At 63.5% G+C, this 20,403-nt stretch carries 18 protein-coding genes; 9 read left to right on the top strand and 9 right to left on the bottom strand.

Going from position 1 to position 20,403, the window contains the following annotated elements; genetic code table 11:
• Position 1 precedes the first annotated feature (1 nt).
• Both NYQ83_RS11120 and NYQ83_RS11115 read left to right on the top strand, forming a co-directional pair.
• The gene (locus NYQ83_RS11120) at positions 2–1,636 is read left to right on the top strand and encodes a flagellar hook-length control protein FliK (protein ID WP_261214681.1); all 1,635 of its coding nucleotides are present in this window, start codon (positions 2–4) and stop codon (positions 1,634–1,636) included.
• Entirely contained in the window at positions 1,587–2,219 is a 633-nt protein-coding gene (locus NYQ83_RS11115; RefSeq protein ID WP_409976991.1) for a transglycosylase SLT domain-containing protein, read from the top strand. Before NYQ83_RS11120 ends, NYQ83_RS11115 begins: the two co-directional genes overlap by 50 nt.
• 156 nt (positions 2,220–2,375) lie before the next feature.
• On the opposite strand, the gene NYQ83_RS11110 is transcribed toward NYQ83_RS11115, so the two are convergent.
• The 3 genes from NYQ83_RS11110 to NYQ83_RS11100 are packed head-to-tail and all read right to left on the bottom strand — an operon-like array spanning position 2,376 to position 5,565.
• On the bottom strand, positions 2,376–3,875 hold the full coding sequence (locus NYQ83_RS11110) for a hypothetical protein (protein WP_261214680.1): 1,500 nt from the start codon (positions 3,873–3,875) through the stop codon (positions 2,376–2,378).
• Complete coding sequence (locus NYQ83_RS11105) at positions 3,872–5,176, bottom strand: ParA family protein (RefSeq protein WP_261214679.1); 1,305 nt, start codon at positions 5,174–5,176, stop codon at positions 3,872–3,874. The genes NYQ83_RS11110 and NYQ83_RS11105 overlap by 4 nt, the downstream gene beginning before the upstream one ends.
• A complete protein-coding gene (locus NYQ83_RS11100) occupies positions 5,173–5,565 on the bottom strand; it encodes a hypothetical protein (protein ID WP_261214678.1) in 393 nt (130 codons plus the stop codon). The genes NYQ83_RS11105 and NYQ83_RS11100 overlap by 4 nt, the downstream gene beginning before the upstream one ends.
• 1,005 nt (positions 5,566–6,570) lie before the next feature.
• On the opposite strand from NYQ83_RS11100, the gene NYQ83_RS11095 reads away from it, so the two are divergent.
• Entirely contained in the window at positions 6,571–9,237 is a 2,667-nt protein-coding gene (locus tag NYQ83_RS11095; RefSeq protein WP_261214677.1) for a putative bifunctional diguanylate cyclase/phosphodiesterase, read from the top strand.
• Between the two features lie 9 nt (positions 9,238–9,246).
• Here NYQ83_RS11095 and NYQ83_RS11090 read toward each other — a convergent pair whose 3' ends face one another.
• Positions 9,247–9,702 carry a GNAT family N-acetyltransferase gene (locus NYQ83_RS11090; protein WP_261214676.1) on the bottom strand — a complete coding sequence of 152 codons (456 nt, stop codon included), beginning with the start codon at positions 9,700–9,702 and terminating at the stop codon, positions 9,247–9,249.
• The gene (locus NYQ83_RS11085) at positions 9,695–10,063 is read right to left on the bottom strand and encodes a winged helix-turn-helix transcriptional regulator (protein WP_261214674.1); all 369 of its coding nucleotides are present in this window, start codon (positions 10,061–10,063) and stop codon (positions 9,695–9,697) included. The genes NYQ83_RS11090 and NYQ83_RS11085 overlap by 8 nt, the downstream gene beginning before the upstream one ends.
• Before the next feature lie 110 nt (positions 10,064–10,173).
• Here NYQ83_RS11085 and NYQ83_RS11080 point away from each other — a divergent pair, with 110 nt between their 5' ends.
• Positions 10,174–11,025: an SDR family NAD(P)-dependent oxidoreductase gene (locus NYQ83_RS11080; RefSeq protein ID WP_261214672.1), complete on the top strand. Its 852-nt coding sequence runs from the start codon at positions 10,174–10,176 to the stop codon at positions 11,023–11,025.
• Positions 11,026–11,091: 66 nt separating this feature from the next.
• Positions 11,092–11,322, top strand: coding sequence for a pyridoxal-phosphate dependent enzyme (locus NYQ83_RS11075; protein ID WP_261214670.1), 231 nt, complete (start codon positions 11,092–11,094; stop codon positions 11,320–11,322).
• Positions 11,323–11,453: 131 nt separating this feature from the next.
• On the opposite strand, the gene NYQ83_RS11070 is transcribed toward NYQ83_RS11075, so the two are convergent.
• Positions 11,454–11,843, bottom strand: a complete 390-nt coding sequence (locus NYQ83_RS11070; RefSeq protein ID WP_128291238.1) for a winged helix-turn-helix transcriptional regulator — start codon at positions 11,841–11,843, stop codon at positions 11,454–11,456.
• Between the two features lie 182 nt (positions 11,844–12,025).
• On the opposite strand from NYQ83_RS11070, the gene NYQ83_RS11065 reads away from it, so the two are divergent.
• The 3 genes from NYQ83_RS11065 to NYQ83_RS11055 all read left to right on the top strand — a co-directional run bounded on the left by NYQ83_RS11065 (position 12,026) and on the right by NYQ83_RS11055 (position 15,628).
• Positions 12,026–12,841 carry an alpha/beta fold hydrolase gene (locus NYQ83_RS11065; RefSeq protein WP_261214668.1) on the top strand — a complete coding sequence of 272 codons (816 nt, stop codon included), beginning with the start codon at positions 12,026–12,028 and terminating at the stop codon, positions 12,839–12,841.
• A 1,024-nt stretch (positions 12,842–13,865) separates the two neighbouring features.
• The gene (locus NYQ83_RS11060) at positions 13,866–14,516 is read left to right on the top strand and encodes an SMI1/KNR4 family protein (protein ID WP_261214667.1); all 651 of its coding nucleotides are present in this window, start codon (positions 13,866–13,868) and stop codon (positions 14,514–14,516) included.
• A gap of 290 nt (positions 14,517–14,806) precedes the next feature.
• Positions 14,807–15,628: a hypothetical protein gene (locus tag NYQ83_RS11055; protein WP_261214666.1), complete on the top strand. Its 822-nt coding sequence runs from the start codon at positions 14,807–14,809 to the stop codon at positions 15,626–15,628.
• 158 nt (positions 15,629–15,786) lie between these two features.
• Here the strand turns inward: NYQ83_RS11055 and NYQ83_RS11050 are convergent, their stop codons facing one another.
• Complete coding sequence (locus NYQ83_RS11050; protein WP_261214665.1) at positions 15,787–16,455, bottom strand: hypothetical protein; 669 nt, start codon at positions 16,453–16,455, stop codon at positions 15,787–15,789.
• 160 nt (positions 16,456–16,615) lie between these two features.
• Here NYQ83_RS11050 and NYQ83_RS11045 point away from each other — a divergent pair, with 160 nt between their 5' ends.
• On the top strand, positions 16,616–17,029 hold the full coding sequence (locus NYQ83_RS11045; RefSeq protein ID WP_261214664.1) for an ASCH domain-containing protein: 414 nt from the start codon (positions 16,616–16,618) through the stop codon (positions 17,027–17,029).
• 175 nt (positions 17,030–17,204) lie between these two features.
• Here the strand turns inward: NYQ83_RS11045 and ptsP are convergent, their stop codons facing one another.
• Positions 17,205–19,745: a phosphoenolpyruvate--protein phosphotransferase gene (gene ptsP / locus NYQ83_RS11040; RefSeq protein WP_261214663.1), complete on the bottom strand. Its 2,541-nt coding sequence runs from the start codon at positions 19,743–19,745 to the stop codon at positions 17,205–17,207.
• Positions 19,742–20,401 (bottom strand): dihydroxyacetone kinase subunit DhaL, encoded by a 660-nt coding sequence (gene dhaL / locus NYQ83_RS11035; protein ID WP_128291248.1) that lies wholly within the window; start codon positions 20,399–20,401, stop codon positions 19,742–19,744. The genes ptsP and dhaL overlap by 4 nt, the downstream gene beginning before the upstream one ends.
• Positions 20,402–20,403: the final 2 nt, after the last annotated feature.

Raw genomic sequence — 20,403 nt, 5'->3', positions numbered from 1 at the left:
CGTGGCTGATCTACCTTTTCTCACAGGGCCGGCACGGCCGGATGGCAAGGCGAGTGCGGGCGGGAAGGGCGCGGCGGAGGCGGGGGACGGCTTCGCGAAGCTCATGCAGAACGGCGCTGCGGAGGCGGAGAAAAAGCCCGCTGCAGATGTCACGTCGAGAGCCCAAGACACTGACATAAAAGAGAAAAATGCCGGCGCGAAAGGACACGACGGCACAAGCGGTGAAGCGGCCGACGAGACCGGCGGCGCCGAGGATGCGGCGGCGCGGCTGAGGCGGCGCATCGCCGGAGAGGGCCAGGATAACCAAACGAAATCAAAGACTTCCGACGACGACCCGCGGATCGCCATGCGCCGGGCCGAGGCGCAGAAACGCGAAAAGGAAGCGGCGGCGAAGGTGGCCGGCGAGGCGGGCGCGGAAAAGACCTCAGACACCGCAGACGACGGCGCTAACACGCTGACGGATAACGAGATTTCGTCGGACCTGCAGGCGTCCGAACCCGCCGAGGAGAGCGCGAAGCCGCAGGATAAATCGCGCCCCGAAGAGGCGAAATCGGGCGAAAAACCTGCGCAAACCATCGATTTTGCGGCGGATGCGCTCGCGAACGTTGTCGATGCGGGAAAAACCAACGAGGCGGGTGGGGCAAAGACGCAGAATGGCGCCTCAGGGCTCTTCCCCGGCGCCCGTGCCGTCACGCAAGCCTTTGAAGGATATAAGCTTTCTGGCGAGGCGGGGACAACTCCCTACGTCATGCACCGGGTCGACGTGATCCAGCAGGAAACGAACTTCGCGCCGGTGCTGACGCCGGGATCGCGCTTCGCACAGGCGCTTTCGACCGCCGAGCTGTCGCAGAAAACCGTTTCTGCGGAAGGGCTTAGCACGCAGGCAGCGGGGCCTGAACTGGTGCTTGGGCGCGAGGCGCGCGGTCAGGGCCGGGCGGGCGCGCAGGAGCGGGGAGAAGCCGCACTCTCGGCGAAGTTGGCCGAGACTCGCGCTGCGACCGCTAAGACCGCGGACCTGGCCGAGGCCGGGGCCGACGGGGACAATGCCGGGCTTCCGGGCGGCGAGTTGAAGCGGATCGCGGATGCGATCGTCGCAGAAAACCGCGGTGGCGGCGGATCGCAGACCTCGGAGACGGGGCGCTCGGCCAATTCCGCGGCGTCGGCCAATTCGCCGGCGCAGCAGGCGTTCAACAGCCCGGCGCGGCTGTTGCGCATCCAGTTGCACCCGGAATCGCTCGGCACCGTTCAGGTGGAACTTCGCATGCGCCAGGGCGAACTTTCGGTGACGTTGAAGGCGAGCCGGCCGGAAACCGCCCGCATGCTGGAAGAGGACAGCCACAAGCTGTCGGAGATCCTGAAGGCGGCCGGGCAGGAGCCCGACAGCGTGACCATTCAGTCTGAACGCGCGCTGCCGCAGATCGATACATCGTCGAATGCGGCACGCTCCGGCATCGCGTTTGCGATGGGCAACGGCGCGGCGAATGGCGGGCCGCAGGCCGGCACGCAACAGGGCGGGGCCGGCGAGAACGGAACCGGCGGCCAGAATGGCGGCGGACAACAGACCCAAACCCCAGAGGAGCAGAGACATGGCCAGGCTTCTGAGGAAAACCGCCCTCGCGGCGGCCTGTTCGTTTAGCCTGATCGCGGCGACCTGCGGGGCGGCAGGGGCGGCCGCCACGCTCGGCGACGGCGCTGGTGTGGCCGGCAAGGCGGCGGGGAAGGCTGCGGGCGGCAATATCTGCGAGCGCGAAATGGCGGTCGCGGCGAAGAAATATGGCGTGCCGCTCGGCGTTCTTTATGCCGTCGGGCTGACGGAGACGGGCCGCAAAGGCTCGCTGCAGCCCTATGCCATGAACATTCACGGCCGCCCGTTCTTCGGCAAGAGCGTGGCCGACGCGCTCGACGAATTCAAACGCTCGCGCGCCGCCGGCTCCAAGCTGATCGACATGGGCTGCATGCAGATCAACCACCATTTTCATTCCGAACATTTTGCCTCACCGGCGGAAATGTTCAATCCGAAGAAGAACGTCGATTACGCGGCGCGGTTTTTGACCAATCTTCGCAAGCGCGAGGGCAGCTGGACGCTTGCCGTTGCCCGCTACCATGCCGGGCCCAACAACAACCCGGCGCAGAAGCGCTATGTCTGCGCCGTCATCACCAACATGGTGGCGACGGGGTTTGGGGCGTGGACGAAGGAATCGAAGGAGTTTTGTGGGTAGGGGGTGAGGGGTTGGAGGGGGGCCGGTTGCTAACCGGCAGGTTCCGGCGGCTGCCACCGCAAACGCAGACATCTATGCTAGATTGGCGTGCTGCCGCAGCCGACCCAAAGCCGTCGCTCAACACGGCTTCATTACAATGGGACGCAGCTCAGTGCTTCAGACATTCGGCGTCACCCCTCCTTTTTTCAGAAGCGCAGCGCCGATGCGGAAGAGGTCAGGCATGTCATAGCGCCCGTCTGGACGGCTTATAAGGACGCCCATCTTGGTCAGGCGCTCAGCGAGGTCAGCCTCTTTATCTGACAGATCAGGTTTCCGAGATGAACCGACCAGCACGGGAGGGAGAGCATTTTCGTTGCGTGCAATCTTCACAGCAGCTTCCACCGTGGCGTTCATTGTCCAAGCATCAAAGAAGACCTGTGGGTCTGCTGGCACCCGAAGACCGGCGAGCGGCTGGAGAACCCGCTTGATCCAAGGGTATTCTGTATTGAGCTGCTCGATGCGGACTTTTGAGGCTTCCCGGAGTCCTTCGCGGATCGTTTGCGGCAAAAGGACGAGGGAACCCGCATCACGGGATTGGGACCGTTCCGCGGCGTTCTGCATAAGGATGAGAAAGCTGCGCGGGGTCACATCTCCGAGGCCATCTGCAAGATGGTTATACGGCCAGTCGAAGGTTTTTCCCTTACGCGGACCTGCGCCCATGAAGTTGCCTGCCATGGCCTCAAAAAGCTTCTGTTGCTGGCTTTCATTATTGGACAGCTTCCAAGTTCGAAGCTCTTCTTGTTTTTCTGGCGGTTTGCCCAAGCCACGATACTGAAGGAAACGACCGAAGGCGTCCCTTGCATCTTCATCAAAGGCCAATCTCGCAAACATCAGCCCGTAGAGATCCGACTGCCTCCACCCGAGTTTCGCCGCGCCGCTGCGCAGCTTGGGCAGTTCCACAAATCGCAACGTGAGCTCGCTCAACTGGTCCGGGCGCATAAAGAGCTTGGCCCGGATCGCGTTAAATCCGCGCAGTTCCCAAACGGCACGCATCAACGCGTCGATTAGCGCACTAAGCCGTCCCCAATCCTCCGAGATTGCATCGAGCGCGTCAAAGACGATTAGGAGAGTCTCATCTCGATTGGTAAGGTCGTCATCAACCTCCGCCATGGCTTCGGCCCAATCTTCGGGATCGGCGAAACGGTCAAGCATGTCCGTGGGGGTGTGCTTCTGATTAGGCTCGGTCACTTTGAGGGCTGCGCCCGCGATGATGGCTCGCCAAAAGGCGTCTGCGGCGGTTCTTTCCTGCCCGTTGGGCACCAGTCGGTCGATCTCTGGTTTCGACACACCCGCGCGGCTCACGCCGCCAAATCCGATCTGAACCTGGAGCTTGTCGAGCCCCAGGCGCGGGTAGAGATCGGTGGCGAGCTGTCTGGTGTCCTTGTTATATAACACGCTCGCCCAAAAGCTCTTTCCGGCCCCGCGCGCGCCCAGAACAAGCGTGGTCGCGGGGTCAAGCGCTTTGCTATGGGCCGTGGGCGCGAAGACGTCCCGCAACTTGGCCTTGTCCGCTCCGACGATTGTCGTCGACGCGCTGGGGTCAAACCGCGCGATGGCCTCGCGGATCGTTGTGATGTCCTCCGGTTTGGGAGGACGGGATCTCTGGCGAAGGCTCATTTGGCTAAATCCATCTGCTCGTCGAGCCAATCCAGAAGCTCCCCGAAGGTCGACCGCACGAGCCGTTCATCGAGCTGGACGCGGTTCTCAACCGGGTTAAAGCTGCGGTAACGCTCGTCATTGAGGATGCGCAGCACGGGCACCGGGTCTTGAGGCAGGGCGGTCGGCGCGTCGTTGTCCGCCCAGACCAGCTCCAGATCGTCCGGCCCGAGCCTTTCGGGCTGTGCAAGTGGCCCCTCCTCCATGCTCCAGAGAGCGTCAAAACGCTCCCGAGCGATCTCCGCATCCCCGGGATCAGCCTTGGCCTGCACGAACCAGGCGTTCTCCTCCCAGTCCGTACCACCCGGGATACGTTCGCGGATGTGAGCCAAGAGGAAGGCATAGCCCTGGAAGGTCTGTGGCTCATTGATGCCAAAAAGGAGTACTTTCGCCCCAAGCCCAAGGACCGGGGCTGCCGTCGTTTCATGCAGGCCCGCGCGCCCGTCGATCAACACAACGTCGTAGTCTCCGGTGGACTCAAAGCTCCCAAGCATTTCTTGCAGTTGATCGCGAAGGGACAAGGGTGTGCCGTTGCGCATGTCTTCGAGGCTTGCCCGGGCGATCTTGGCAAGCGCATTAGCGGGATGTGCGAGGGTTTGGCTGCCAAAGGCGGGCACGACGGAAATCCCGTCCAAGAGGGAAGACTTGCCAATACAATCGGCGCGGAACGTGCCGTCAGTGCCGGAGAGCCCATTCTCCACAAGCCAATCCACGACACCATAAGTGGGTAGTTCTTCTGGCTTCAAGAGCGTCGCGCCGAGTCCCGGAGCTTCGAGGTCGAGATCCACAGTAAGTACCCGCAAACCGGCCTGGGCCAAATGCGTCGCCGCGATGGAAAGGGCCGTGGAGCGGCCAACACCGCCCTTGATGCTAACAAACGCAATCCGCGGGATCGTGCCCGGTTCAAGCACGGGACGCACCATCCAATCTGCACCGACAATCCGGCGATCGAGAAGTCGGACATTCACCCCGCCAATTTTCAGGACGGGTGCGGTACGGGCCTCTTCGACAATCCGCGAGACGCCAGTCGCGTTGCGTCCGCGCACGGGATCTTCGGGGCGGGCATATGGGCCAAGGCGCTCGGTGACCGCACTGTTCAAGCTGTCGAGATCTGCTTCAGTGATGTCCAGAATCACCCCAAGGCGGCCTTCAAAGTCCCGGATCACGATGGGCTCTGCAGCGGCCAGATCTCCAGAATACGCGGCCCTGAGACTGGCGACGAACTGCGGGAGACTATCGTCGAAGCGAATAGGGGGCTTCATGGCAAGGCCGACCGGGCTAGATCCGCATCCGCGCGCCATCTTTCCAAGGTTGCCGCGTCAGGACGTGCACCGTCGCTGTATCGGATTTTGATAGCCCAACCTTCCATGTAATGCTGATCAGTAAATTGAACGAGCTGTGTTGCCCCTCGCCCCGAAATCGAGTCCCGAAGTTTTGCCTTAATTTCAGGGAAGTGAGCGTAGACGGGCCCGTCTTTGCTGTCGGTGGTCCAGGAAATGCCACGATACAAAGCTTTGATCGCACATTCTGCTGCAATTCCATAAAGATAGCCCGCCGTCGTGCGGTCGGGTGCTTCTGCGTTCTTGAGCCGCTCGGCAGCGGCCCAATTGCGATGGGCTGCCTTGGTGAGGTGGGAGGTGAATTGGCTCATGGCTCTTTGTTAATCTCTGGCCCGTCGATTGCCAAGCTGCGTGCTGCGGGCGCGTTAGTTTGGGTCCCCCTTAAAGCAGGAGTTGTGTGCCCGCCTCAGCAAACGGTAGCTTTGATAAAGTTCGTTAAAGAATGGGAGCAGCCGATCTGACGGCGGAAGCTGCCGTTCATTCAACGAGCCCGGACGTCCGTTCCTGCGTGAAGGCAATGCTTTGCTTGTACGACCGCGATGGGCGCAAACTGGACTTGCTCTTTCGCGGCTCGAATATCTTAAGGCGAGTTGCTTTGCCGTAATCCGAGGCACTGCGCCAAGCTATTACAGTTTGGCAAGCGCCACCCCTCACCCGCCGCTTTGCGGCGACCTCTCCAGAGGGGGGGGAGGAACTGGCAGTGCCATGGGCCGTGGCTGTCTTTCTCGAACAAGTTGTTCAACGGTTGCCACCGGAGTTGAGCGTTGGCGAGTGCTTTGAGCAGGGCGAGATTCCCCTCCCCCTTGTGGGGAGGGGTTAGGGGAGGGGTGTCGGCGGCGTCTGTTTGTTCGGTTGGCCGTGCCCTGAGCTGGCTCGGAGTGACCCCTCACCCGACCGGCTTCGCCGGCCACCCTCTCCCATTTGTATGCCTTTGGGGGGCGAGGGGAGGCCGTGCTGTTGGCTGATGGCGTGCTCGACAATCAGCGCCACCCCTCACCCGCCGCTTCGCGGCGACCTCTCCCCAGAGGGGAGAGGAACTGGCCGTGCCCCCGGGGGGGGGGGAGCCGTGCCATTGGTTGGTGCCGTGCCGGAATGTCGTGTGGTGGGGGGCGGCTTCTTGAGAAAATTCGCAAACTGGCTCGCCTCGTCGGAAGGGAGCTCCGGAATATACGAGCGCTGCGTGTATTGTGACGGTTTTATTGCAGTAAATTCTTACGGTTTGGTCAGAACTCGCCGTTACGTCTGTCGATATCCTTGGGGTGTTGCGGTGGCCCAAGTGATATCGATACTGACGTCAAGATGATCGAAGCGGTGAGATGACCGGACACGGGAGAGAGACTGGGGCGGCGAAGGCGGGTTTGCGTCTCGACAATCCGGTGCAGCATTTTTTGCGGCGTTGGGCTTCGGAAATTCGCCCGGGCGAGACGCTGCCGTCTTATGAGAGCGTGGCGCTCGGGCATCTCGGGCGGCTCATCGAGATGAAGGCGCTGGCGTTTCGCGATGCCGGCGAGGCGGAGGATTTGCGGCTTCTGCGCATCGGCCCCGCCTTTGCCGCCTGGGCCGATACCGTTGGCGATGCCGATGGCGGGGAGAATGGTGCGGCGGTGGTCTCCGCGCTTCGCCGCGACCGCGCCCGCGCCATTTGCGAGGTCATCGCGCGCGCCGAGGAAAGCTGCCGGCCGGAGCGCGTCGAGACGCATATGATCGTCAACGGGGCGATCGCCACCTACGATCTGTGGGCGCTGCCGCTGTCGAACAGGTGGGGGCCGGTGAGCTTCATCCTTCTTCTCGACGAGCACGCGGCGCGGCAGGATCTTCTGGAGACGATGTTCGGCGCCACGATGGAGGGGATGCTGGCGCTGCAGGCGATCCGCGACCGGGCGGGGGCGGCGGTCGATTTCGAGATCATCGCCTTGAACCAGGCGGCAGCACGGCTTCTCGACCGCGAGGCGGGGGCGCTTTCCTGGCAAAGAATGTCCGATCTTGCGGGGCTGTTTCCGGGGCAGGATCTCGTTTCGGCGCTGCTCGCCTGCGTCTGCGACGGGGGGCGGACGCATTTTGAAGCGACGTTCCAGGGGGCGACGTTCGAGGGGGCGAGGTTTGAGGGGGCGACGTTCGAGGGGGAGGCGGGAGCGCGGCATCTGCGCTTCGGCGTGGCGCCGACGGGCGATCTCGTCTCGGTGACGGTGAGCGACATCGCCGACATTCGCGCCCGCGAGGAGGCGCTGCGCACGCTCTTCGACGACAATCCCGTGCCGATGTGGCTCGTCGACAAGGAAAGCCGCCAGATCATCCGCGTCAATCGGGCGGCGAGCGCGCATTACGGCTATGGGCCTGAGGACTTTCTGGCGATGGATGTGCTCGATGTCGCCGCCCCCGGCGACCGCACGCGCATGCGCGAGTTTCTGGAGACGCTTTCGGACACGCGCTCGGGGGCAGGCCAGGCGGCGCGGCCGGTGGAGCAATCGTGGATCCATGTGACGGCCGACGGGCGCCGGATCGAGGTGTTTCCCTATGCGCGCGAGCTTTTTGTGGAGCGGCGGCCGGTCATTCTTCTGTCGGTGATCGACGTCACCGAACGGCGCAAGGCGGAGGCGCGGGTGGAGCATATGGCCCATCACGACGCGCTGACCGATCTGCCGAACCGGCTTCTCTTCCGCACGCGGCTCGAAGCCGATCTTCTGCGCGCAAGGCGGAGCGAGGGGGCGCTTGCCGTCCTCTGCCTCGACCTCGACCATTTCAAGGGCGTCAACGACACGCTCGGCCATCCGATCGGCGACAAGCTGTTGCAGGCGGTGGCGGAGCGCTTCAACCGGACGCTGCGCGAGACGGATTTCGTCGCGCGGCTCGGCGGCGACGAATTCGCCATCATCCAGGCCGATCTCGACGATCCCTCGGATGCGAGCGGGCTCGCCGGCCGGCTCATCGAGGCGATCGAAAAGCCTTTCGATATCGACGGCCATCAGGTCGCCGTCGGCACCAGCATCGGCATCGCGTTCTCGCCCTTGGACGGGTGCGAGGCGGATACGCTGTTGAAGAACGCCGATATGGCGCTCTACCGCGCCAAGGCCGACGGGCGCAGCACGTTTCGCTTCTTCGAGCCCGGCATGGATGCGCGGCTGCAGGCGCGGCGCGCGCTCGAACTCGATCTGCGCAAGGCGCTGGTGAACCACGAATTCGAGCTCTATTACCAGCCGCTCCTCAATGTCGCGACGCGGCGGGTGACGGGGTTCGAGGCGCTGTTGCGCTGGCCGCATCCCGAGCGCGGCATGATCCCGCCCGATGCCTTCATTCCGGTCGCCGAAGAGATCGGCCTCATCGTGCCGATCGGCGAATGGGTGCTGCGGCAGGCCTGCGCGGAGGCGGCGGGCTGGCCGGAGATGATCAAGATCGCCGTCAATCTGTCGCCGGTGCAGTTCAAGAGCAAAAGGCTCGTGGAGACCGTCGTCGAGGCGCTTCAGGAATCCGGGCTCGATCCGGCGCGGCTCGAGCTGGAGATTACGGAATCTGTTCTGCTGCATGGCAGCGCGGGGAATGTGGCGGTGCTGCAGGAGCTCAAGGATCTCGGCATCCGAATTTCCATGGACGATTTCGGCACCGGCTATTCCTCGCTGAGTTACCTGCAGAAATTCCCCTTCGACAAGCTCAAGATCGACCAGTCCTTCGTGCGCGAACTCTCCGACCGGCCGGAGGCGATGGCGATCATCCGCGCCGTCACCGGGCTCGGGCGGAGCCTGCAGATGCTGACGACGGCGGAGGGGGTGGAGACGCCCGAGCAGCTGGAACGCCTGTCGCGCGAGGGGTGCACCGAGGTGCAGGGCTATCTCTTCAGCGAACCGCGGCCGGCAAGCGAACTGGCGCTGCTTCTCGCCTGCGGCACGCAGCCGTTCGAACGCCTGGCGAAGGACCAGACGGCCCTGGAAGAAAAGGGTAGGAGCGAGATGGACGGGAGAGAGAAGGGGGAGATGCAGGCGGTGGCGTAAGCGGGTGCCTCAGCGCGCCGGCCTGCGCAGGCGGGCGTTTTCGAACGGAAAGCCCTCATCGTCTCGGGGGCGGCGCGAGACTTCTTCGAAGCCTTGCGCCAGATAGAAGCGCAGGGCGCCCGCGTTTTCCGTGTAGACTTCGAGGGTGAGTTCGTCGCGGCGCGTGAGGGCATGGGCGATCAGGCGGCGGCCGATGCCTTTTTTCTGGTGCGCGGGGGCGACGAACAGGCCGCCGATGAAATTCTCCATCAGGGCGATGAAGCCCGCGGGCTCGCCGCTTTGACACGCGACCCATGTCTCGGCCGCGGCAAGATATGTCTCTTCGATGAGACGCCGCTGTTCCAGGAGCCGGGCGCGGCCGATGAAGGGATGCGCCAGGAGCGAGGCGTCGAGCCAGATCTTTGAGAGTTTTTCGGTGTCCGTTGCCGGATCGAAGGCGCGGATGATTGGGGAGGTCTCACGCATGACGCTGATCGAACGCCTCCCGTGCGGCGCACAGATCGTCCTGGTGCGCGACCGCCCAGTCGTAAAGAGCGAGGAAAGGCTCCTGCAGCGTGCGCCCCAGCGGGGTCACCGAATACTCGACGGCAATCGGGGAGGAGGTCGTGACGGTGCGCTGAACCAGTCCGTTGCGCTCCAGCCGCCGCAATGCGTCGGTCAGGGCTTTCTGGCTGATCCCGTCCAGTCGCCGTTTCAGCGCGTTGAAGCGCTTGGGCTCCTCGCACAGGAACGTCAGGATCAGGATCGTCCATTTTTGCGCCACCTGCTCCAGGACGGGACGGACCCCCGGGAGCGTGCGAAGCACATCCTCTTCCGAATAGGCCATGCGGTTTCCTCCAGTAGACCTAGGCTACTATAAGTGCGTAATTGACACCAGGTACACAAAATATACCTATTGGGCTCGATCCTGTCCTCACAACATTTCAGGGGAATGCCATGCCCAACTCCCATCCGCTCGGCACCGCCATCGTCACCGGAGCCTCCTCCGGCATCGGCAAGGTTTACGCCGAGCGCCTGGCGGCACGCGGATACGACCTCGTTCTCGTGGCACGACGCGGAGACCGCCTCCGCGAGATCGCAGCCGACCTCGGCGCCCGCTTTGGGGTTCGAGCGGAACCTCTCGTTGCCGATCTCGCCCAGCCTGCGGGGGTTGCGGCGGTCTCCGACCGGATCGCCGATGAGACCGTCTCGCTTGTGGTCAACAATGCCGGCTTCTCCGCCTTGAAGGCGCTGACCGAAACGCCGGATGATGTCGTTGCCTCCATGATCGCCTTGAACGTGACGGCCCTCACGCTTCTTTCCAAGGCCGCTCTTGCCGCCTTTCAGGCACGGGGATCGGGGACGCTCGTCAATATCGGTTCAGGGGCGGGCTTTGCCCCTTATCCGAAAATTCCGGTCTATGGCGCGACGAAGGCCTACGTCTATCATTTCACGCAGAGCCTTCAGAGTGAGGTCGCCGGCACGAATGTGCGTGTGCAGCTCGTGCTTCCGGGAGCCGTCGTGTCGGAGGGGTGGGAGGTCGCGGGTGGCGGGGCACTCGAAGCGCTTCCTGCAAGCGTGGTCATGACCACCGAGGAGTGTGTGGATGCAGCCCTCGCCGGTTTGGACAAGGGCGAGCCCGTCACCGCCCCATCGCTTCAAGACGAAACTCTCCTTCGCAACCACGAGACGGACACGCAGGCGCTTCTCCAGGCGATGTTCGACGCCCGCCCCGCCGCCCGTTACGGGCTTCGCCCACAGTCCCAGGCGGGAGGTGCGGAGGCGGGTATCGACGTTCAAACCTTGTGAGATGCCAGCATCCAGACTTGTCGGCCCGCTGTATGTGCAGCCGGGCCGGCCGTCCTGGCACGCCGAATGTCCGACGCCACCTTGCTGGTCGGCGAGGACGAAATCGCCGAGGCAATCCGCATTCTCTACACCGACACGCACAACATGGCGGAAGGGGCGGGTGCTGCGCCTTTGGCCGCGCTGATGGACGCGCGCGAACGCTTTCGCGGCAAACGCGTCGCCCTCATCCTGACCGGGGGCAATATCGACATGCCCGTCTTCCGGCAGGTTCTTTCGGGCCAAACGCCGGTCGCTTAGATGCGGTGGAGGTCAAGCCGGGAGGGTGCGGCGTGCGGGTCGAGATCGCCGGGCGGGATTTTGCCGGGGGCGCCGTTCCGGCGATTGTTATGCTTCATGACCGCGGACATTCGCGAGGCGGGACGAGAGCTTTAAGCGTCCGCCGAGCCGTGGTCAGCCTGCATGGCATCATAGCGCCGTTTGGCTTCTTCTATTTTATCGAGATTTTCGATTGACCAGTCATAGACTGCCCGGAAGGGAACTTGCAGCGTCTGCCCGAGGGGGGTGATGGAGTATTCCACGGCGACAGGCGAGGTTGCTAGGACCCGGCGTGAGAGCAGGCCATTGCGCTCCAGCCGGCGCAGCGCCTGGGTCAGTGCCTTGTGGGTGACCCCCTCCATACGGCGCTTCATCTCGTTGAAGCGCGACGGCCGCTCACTGAGGATCGTCAGGATCATCACCGCCCACTTGTTCGCCACCTGATCGAAGAAGGATCGCGCCGCGCAATCGGCAAAGAAAACCGGATCGTGTCCATCAGCCACTAGATATCCTCACATCCATCTACGCACTTTCAGGTGCGTAATTGATCCTAGATATCCGATGTGCATCTTGATGTCAGCTTCTATGAGAAGTGGCGCGATAACGGCATCAGGACCAGATGGAAATGGATCAACCGAGTTTGTCGAGGCGAAGTCTGCTTGGTTTTGCAGGTGCTGCGGGCGTCATGGCAATGGCGCCGGCCCGCGCGGCGGCAGCGGTGCGAACAACCGCCCGCCTTTTCTCGACGGAAAGCGGCAAGGGCCGAAATCTCCTCCTGCTCCACGGATGGACGGCGGACTCGAACGATTGGTGCTGGCAGCTTCCCGTTCTGGAAAGTCGCTATCGCACCGTGGCCGTCGATTTGCGCGGGCACGGCTGGTCGGAGGTCGTTCCGTCGGGCGCCTACGACCCTGCCGACTACGTCTCGGACCTGGAGGCGTTCATCGACACCGGATATCCGACGGAGCGGTTTGTGCTGGTCGGGCATTCGATGGGCGGGCAGCTTGCCGCCCGGCTTGCAGCCAAGCGCCCCGACATCGTGGATGCCGTCGTGTCGGTGGATGGCTCTTTGGGGTTCGCCGAAAACCTCACTCCGGTATTCCAGAAGGTCAGCGCCGCTCTCGGCACTGGTGATCCTGGATCGGTCGCGCCTGCGCTCTTCGAACAGTTCTACGATCCTGCCACGGCTCCGGCGATGAAGCGCTGGCACGCGCGGCGGGTCCAGGGCATGCCCGCCCATGTGGTGCGTGAGACGTTCGGCCCACTGTTTCTAGGGGCCAACCAGGTCGGCGTCGGCGCGCAGAGCGAAGTCTTCTGTCGCAAGCTTCGCGTGCCGGTCTATCATTTGTGCCGCGACGACGCGCAAGCCGAGCGGATGCGGCCCTGGTTCTCTCATCCAGCGTCAAAGGTCGAAGCGTGGGAGCATGCCGGGCACTGGATCATGCAGGACCGTCCCGAAGACGTGAACGCCGCGCTGACGGCGTGGCTCGACGGGCTGTGATTGAGCTGCTCCGACCCCGACAAATCAAGCCGCAGTAGACTCTGCGGTCGCGTGAGATCCTTGAGAGGTTCTCTGTGTCCGACGCCGGGGCGAAGGCGCGGATCGTGACATCGTGCATGAAACCCTTCGCAAAAGACGATGCCCGGAGCAGGTTGCCGGCCCGGCAGGGTCGCCGGCCTGACCTTCGGCGCCGGACTGCGAGGAACGAGCTGCGGTTCGTGGGACTGGGAGATGCGCGTCAAGACGCGGAGTGCGCGTTTTGCTGGGGGGCAGACGAGTCGCGAGTTCAGGATCGTCTTTCCGTAGGACGCGAGACGCGGAACGATGTCAGAACTGCTCGCCTGAGCGGTCGCTGCGACAAAGTCAGCGGAGGGAGCGAAGGAGCCGCCAGATCAGGACGATCAGTGCCGTCGGGGCGATCACGATGCCCATGAGAATCAGGGCCACAAAGAGGAATTCCCCCTCTTCAGAGCAATAGGGGCTATCGGAGATGAATGTTACTCCGCAGTAGCGTATTAACCCCCAAAATCCAAAGAGAACTCCAGCTGTGCCTGCCAGGGTCATTCCCAATGGCCAAATGTAATGGAGTGGGCCTTTATTTGAATAAATTGTATTGTTCATTTTTGCGATGCTGCCGGTCGAATACGTTCCGTCCTGCCAGGTAAGCGGGGCCAGGTAAGCCGGCCAGGTAAGCGGGCCAGCCTAACTAACCTCGCGCTCTCGTAGTGTCGTGGAAGGGGCGCAAGCAAGGCCGCTGTGGAGGGCCGGTAGAACAGCTCAATGCGTAGCTGCCGCAGTTCGAGACGGAAACCCCACCGCGCTGCGCGCGTGGTCAGCTTGCCGTCCATAATGAGATATTGTTCGAAAGAGGAATAGGGCGGGAGCTGTGGATAGATGCCCTTTCCAGTCCAACCTCCTATCCCCGCTCACGACCCATCTTCGCCCTTCCCAGACTCTCTACCGCTTGCCGCAAGCGGACTCCGCGTCAGTTGCTACGGAAAGGTCTGGCGAGAGCGGGTGCATTATGGGCTCAGGCGGTTTCAACGAGGTGCTGGAGGCGCAAGGGCCGACCACGGACACGTTCTTTCGAGGCGAGCCTCACTGGTCGGATCCTCCTGTGGCGAATGTCGCTTTGATCGCCGCAATCGAGGAACGTCTCGACATCACCCTGCCCAGCCTTCTGAGGGAACTCTACCTGCGCCAGAATGGTGGGAGCACCGACTTCGTATTTTCCGCCATAACGCCCGACGCACCCCTCGACGCAGGCGATGATTTTGAGCGGCACTGGCGCACCAGCCTGCCCGACGATGGTCTTCGACCCGTTGGTGACCTCGATACGATGACCGAGTTGCAGGCGACGTTCGACCACGATCCAGACGGCTCCTGGGAGACGTATCTTCCGGGGGCGGAGCGGCTCGTTCGCATCGCACAGCAGGGTTGGGACGAGTATCTTTGCCTCGATTATAGCGATGGGCGACGCGAGCCGAGGGTCGTCCTGTTCTATGACGGACACTGGGCACCGAGGAGCGAGATGACGTTCGAAACAGTGTGGCCGAATTTCGAGGCGTTCTTCTCTGGACTGCGTCGCGCGACCCTGACGGAAGAAGGCGGAGTTCTCTATCGCGGCATCAATCCCGCGGGGCCGCACGATCAGCAGGGGCAGGGCTCGCGATAGAGGGGGGCACGGCAGCGGTAGCTCTTGGGGAACTCGTCTCGGAGGCAGAATGGAAATTATCCACCCAACCCCGCGATCGAACCCGCCGCTCCGATTTCTCGATTGCGGAACGGCAGCTTCCCGTTGGATGCTGCCACAAAGCTGTCGATCCGGTCTCAGCCCAGAACGGAAGTGCGGCGTTCACTTTCGTTTTTTGCCACGGAGGCCATAGGATCGGATCGTCTGCTATGGCGACCTGATCGACCAAATTTATCATATTGAGGACATCGGGCACGGAAGGACTGGCTCACATGACGCATTGGCGGACCGTGATGGCCACGATCTGCATCACGGCGGCCGGACTTGCCGCCACTCTCTGGGCTTGGACGGAGGAAACTGCCGCGACATTGGCCCCTGCGAAGTCCTTGCCGGTTACTCTGCTCGGGGACGTCGTTTCGTTTCACCAGCACATCGGGGAGCCACCTTATATGGGGCATGACGGCGGACGCGAGGACATCGGCACATTTTTCTTCGAGGCCCCCGCCGCGGCGACTGAGGGGCCGGACGGATATATCCTGCGTTACGAAGATGGCGAATGTCCGCCCGTGATCTTGCCTGCGGGACGCATGGTGGCTGTCGATTACGTCGGGCCGTGGATCTCCGGCGCTTCCGCGACCCTGCCGATGGAGCCACTCTCTTTCGAGGAGGCGCGCGCGATGGCTGAGGAGATCATGGAGAAGATGATGGCCGCCAGCTGGGAGCGGACGTACCATCGTCCGGACTTCGATGCGGCCCGTATCGCGAATGTCATGGGCCACCGCCACACGCTCGCAAGATTCACCGTCTGCGGCGATACAGGCACCTACGCATCGGTGGTCGTGCGCAACTACGGCGATGGCCCTGCGGGGTATTCGATTCCGCCGATGGCCGTAGGCCAACCCTTGCCGGAGAACACGCCGACGCGTTACCTCGTGCGCGTCGAGATCCTGGGCCGGAACTTCTCCGACGACACTCCAAACCTCATCGATGACCGTAAAGCTGCGGTCCGATCCATGCGCGAAAAGGTTTCGGGCAACGCGAAACAGGCGATCCCGCTCTCCGTCTGGCTAGACAATCCGGATTGGCAGCCCTAACCGGCGAACATGGGATAATCCGATCGGACGCGATTGAGGTTGTGATACTTCAATGGCCTTGGATGAGTTCGACTGAACATCCGCAAGGTATCAGCCGTCGATCTGCGGTCTCGCGAAAGACTGGTTCCATCCGCCCGGAGAGGTCGATAATGGCTCTCCTAGTCTCCGAGGATGATTCCGGCCCGCCTCAGCCATGCTTCGGGGTTGGCGGATTGCGAGGTTCCGCCGGCTGCGCAGACCAGGGGACGTACCTCTCGATTGGGAGGCCATTCGACCTTCGCCTTGTCGAGCGCCGCGAAGTCGCAAAAGACCGGGCTCGTTTCTACGAACTGGGTGGGAAAGTCTTCGATGGCGCCCGTCACGCAGGAAAGCCTTTCCTCTCCATGCCCGGGGCAAAGCAGCCAGACGAAGCTCATCAGCACGACGTCGCCGCGATAGCGAAAGGAGCCGTCGGGATCGACAATTCGATCGCCCAGTTCCGGCTCCATGGATCTTGAGACGTAGAAGCTGAAGAGAGCGGATCGTTGCGCTTTGGCGATCTCAAGGGTGCTGCTGGTGACGATGTTGAGGATGGCGCGGACCGTGGAGCTCGGGCAATTCGCATCCGGCACGGGCGAGCGGCCATTGCGCAGGCCGCTGAAATAGTCGAGCCACGGGCCGACCTCCTCGATGCGTTCCAGGACGAAAGTCTGCCGCTCGCAGAACGCCTTCGCCGCATCGAACGGCTTCGCCTCGGCGGCTTGTGCCTGGATCGCGAAGAGGGCCGCGGGTATCGCCACAAACAAAGCGGCTCCCCACGAAACAAACGGCTGCTTTGGCTGGGGCATGGTTTCCTTCCTGCTGTCCGAAGAGGGGGCGCCGGTGAGGGGTCTCGGTTTTCTGTCCTAAAACGTCAAGTTCGCGACTCGGTTATATGGCGAAGCGATACGCATGGGATCGGATGTGCCGTATGCGGCAAAGCCTGGTGGGCCTGGAGGGAATGCGCTGATGTCTGAAGAATTGGCGGCGCTGAAGCGGCGTTATCCGGGGGCGGAGACGTTCAAGTTCGGCGACAGCGCCGCGTTGTGCGACACGCTTCTTGCGCTGGTGCGGGCCGGCAAGAAGGTGGCGACCTGCGGCGCGCTGCGGGACTTTGAGGCTGGCGAGCCGATGCCCGCGATCGGGCGGCGGGATATCGCGCTCAACTGGGACGACACGCCGGCGCTCGTCATCGAGACCGTCGAATTGGTGGAATGCCGCTTCGACGAGGTGACGGAGGCGATGGCGCTCGCCGAGGGCGAGGACGACAGCCTGGAGGGCTGGCGCGCGGGCCATCGCGGCTATTTTGAACGCAATGGCGGGTTTTCGCCGGATATGCCGATCCTCTGGGAGCGCTTCGTTCTCATTGAAGATCTGGGCTGAAAGCGAGCCCGGGCGGTGCTGCGGGATCAGCCGGCGATTCGGATGCGGGCCGATCACCTTTTCGACGTGATCGCCGGCGCCATCCTGACGAAGGGGTGAGGCGCCGGCGGGTTTGTCTTCGGGGCGGGCTCAGGCCCGCCTGTGGCCTGGCCTAAGCCCAGCCCAGGCCAGGTTTTCAGTCCGTCTCGATCTCGTCCAGGAAGGCCGCGACGCGTTTGCGGACGGCTTCCGCGCCGTCGAGCTTCAGCACTTCGGCTGCGAGATCTTCGCAGGCGGGCTTTGCAAGGCGGCGGACGGTGAGCTTGAAAGTGCCGATATCGACGGGCTTCATGCTGAACTCGTCGAGCCCGAGACCGAGCAGGACCGACGCGGCGAGGCGGTTGCCGGCCATCGCCCCGCACATGCCGATCCAGATGCCGGCCTCGTGGGCGGCTGCGATCGCGCGGGCGACCATGCGCAGGACGGCGGGCTGCAGCGGATCGGAGAGCTTCTGCACCTTCGGGTTCGCCCGGTCGGCCGCCATCATATATTGCGTGAGGTCGTTGGTGCCGATGCTGAAGAAATCGACTTCCGGGGCGAGGCGGTCGGCCATTTCGGCGGCGGCCGGCACCTCGATCATGATGCCGATTTCGAGCTTGTCGTCGAAGGGCTGGCCGGCCTCGCCGAGCCTGTCTTTGACAGCTTGCAGCCGATCTTTTGCGGCCCGCAGCTCCTCAAGCGTGGAAACCATCGGGAACATGATGCGCACAGGACCCTCGGTGCTCGCCCTGAGGATCGCCGCGAGCTGGGTGTCGAAGAGCGCCGTCTCGTCGAGGCTGTAGCGCAGGCCACGCCAGCCGAGATTGGGGTTTTCCTCCGCCGGCCGGTCCATATAGGCGACCGGCTTGTCGCCGCCGATATCCATGGTGCGCACGGTCAGGGGCCTGCCCTTCAGGCCGGCGATGATGCGCTTGTAGATCTCCGTCTGCTCGTCCTCATCGGGCGCCGCATCGCGGTCCATGAAGAGGAATTCGGTCCGCATCAGGCCGATTTCTTCCGCCCCGCTGTCGGCGACGGTGGCGAGCTCTTCGAGCGAGGCCATGTTGGCGGCGGCGCGCACGAGGTGGCCGTCTTTGGTTTCGGCCGCGAGGTCTTTGGCCGCTTCCGCTTCGGCGCGAAGGGCTTCGAAGGCGGCGCGGTCGCGCTCCATCCTGGCGATATCATCCGGATCGGGCGCAAGATCGAGACGGGCCTTGCCGCCGTCGAGCAGGACTTTCTGGCCGTCTTTCACGCCGTTCAGCCCCTCGCCGAGGGAGAAGACGACGGGGATCGAGAGATTGCTCGCCAAAATGCCGGCATGGGAGGTTTCGCCGCCGACCGCCGAACAGATGCCGAGAACCGACGTGTCGGCGAGGCGAAGGACGTCGGAAGGGCGCAATTCGTGAAACGCCAGAATGGCCGGCTCGTCGGGGAGGGCGGAGGCCGCCTCGTCTCCGATGAGAAAGCGCAGGACGCGCTGGCCGACATCGACGATATCGGCGGCCCGGCCCTGCAGCAGCTTGTCTTCGAGCCCGGAATAGGTGTCGGCGAGCTCCGACATCGTCTCCTGCCAGATTGCGGCCGCGCCGAGCTTTTCGGAGCGGATGCGCTCGCGCACGCCGCCGGTGATTTCCGGGTCGTGGAGATAGGTGATGTGGGCGGAAAAGATCTGGCGATCATAGTCGCTCAGGCCCTCGCCCATCGCCTGCATGGCGGCCTCGATCTCCGCTTCCGCATCTTTCAGCGCCTCGTCGAAACGCGCGATTTCGGCGTCGGGATCATCGATTTTGGCCGCCTCGATCTTCGGCATTTCCTGGCGGACATGATGGAGCGGGCCGAGGGCGAAGCCGGGCGCGATGGTGATGCCGGTCAAAGTGTCGGTTGCCTCCGGTGCCTCCGACGTGCCGGGAGAAGAGGCGGCCTGAGCCTTGGACGGGGCCGGCTTTGAAGGTGCGGGCGCCTCGGCCGGCATCTCGTCGTCTTCGCCGAAATTGTCCTCGACGAGGCGGCGCATGGCGGAAAAGACCGCGTCTGCCTCGTCCGGCGCAGCGGTGAGGCGGATGCGGTCATTGCCGGTGACGGCCGAGAGCATGATGCCGTTGATGCTCTTGGCGTTGACCGGCTTCTTGCCCTTGGTGAGGTTTTCCAGACGGATGTCGCCGTCAAAGCCGTTCATCGTCTGAACCAGCAAGGAGGCCGGGCGGGCATGCAGGCCATGCCGGTTGCGGATGACGAATTCCTCGGCCTTGGTGTCGCTGTCGTCCCTGGCCGCAGGCGCGTCGGTGTCTTCTGAACCCGCTTCGGGAGCGGCGACGGCACCGGCTTCCTGGGCCTCGCGCATGACGTCGGCGAGCTTGCCGCCGGAGGCGATCTGCACGGCGGCGGCGAGAACGCCTTCCACCAGCGGCGCGTCGCAGAATTTGACCTTTTCCTGTTCTTCGGGCTCCAGGAGGTCGATCGCCATGTCGGCGCTGAGCTTTGCCGAGCCGAGATCGGCGAAGATCAGGACGCCTTCATCCGACATGACCTCGTGGATCGCCTCCAGGACACGGATGCCATCCGTGCCCAGAGGGTTGTCCGGATCATCGACGCCGCCGGCCGCGGCGATCGGGATCTCGACCTGGGTCATCCCATCGGCGAGTTCCTTCACGCCCTCGGCAAGTCTGGCGCTGTGCGAGACGACGACGATGCCGATCATTGCGACGTCTCGGCGACCGCATCGGCGAGCGCACGGATGATCAGATAGCTCGAGGTCGCCCCCGGATCCTGATGGTCGATGCTGCGCTCGCCGAGATAGCTCGCGCGGCCGCGCTGGGCCTGCATCGGGATCGTCGCCTTCATGCCTTCTTCGGCGGCGTCGGCGGCGGCTTTCAGCGCTTCGGCGGCGCTCTTGCCCTCGGCGACCGCGGCTTTCAGCGCTTCCGCGGCCGGTATCTGCGCGTCGAGCATGGTTTTCATGCCGGGTTCGGCGCGACCGCGCTTTTTCACCCCGGCGATGCCGTCTTCGAACATCGTCACGAGATCGGCCGGTTCAAGTTCCGCCTTGCCCGCAAAGGGTTTTCCGGCGTCGAGGAAGAAGGTGCCGTAGAGCGGACCCGAAGCGCCGCCGACCTTGGAGATCAGCGTCATGGCGACGGCCTTCAGGACGGCGCCGACATCTTCCTTGTCGGAGAGCGTCGCAACGACGGCCTTGAAGCCGCGGTCCATGTTGTTGCCGTGATCGGCATCGCCGATCGGGGAATCGAGCTCGGTGAGGTAGGCGCGCTTTTCGGCGAGCACCTCGGCGCTCTTCTGGAGCCAGAGGCGGATGGCGGCGGCCGAAACGGCCGCCTCGCTGTTCGTGGTCTCGCTCATGG

The sequence above is a fragment of the Afifella sp. JA880 genome, from assembly GCF_025379905.1.
GTDB classification, from domain to species: Bacteria; Pseudomonadota; Alphaproteobacteria; order Rhizobiales; family Afifellaceae; genus Afifella; species Afifella aestuarii.
This window is presented reverse-complemented; position numbering and strand designations above follow the sequence as displayed.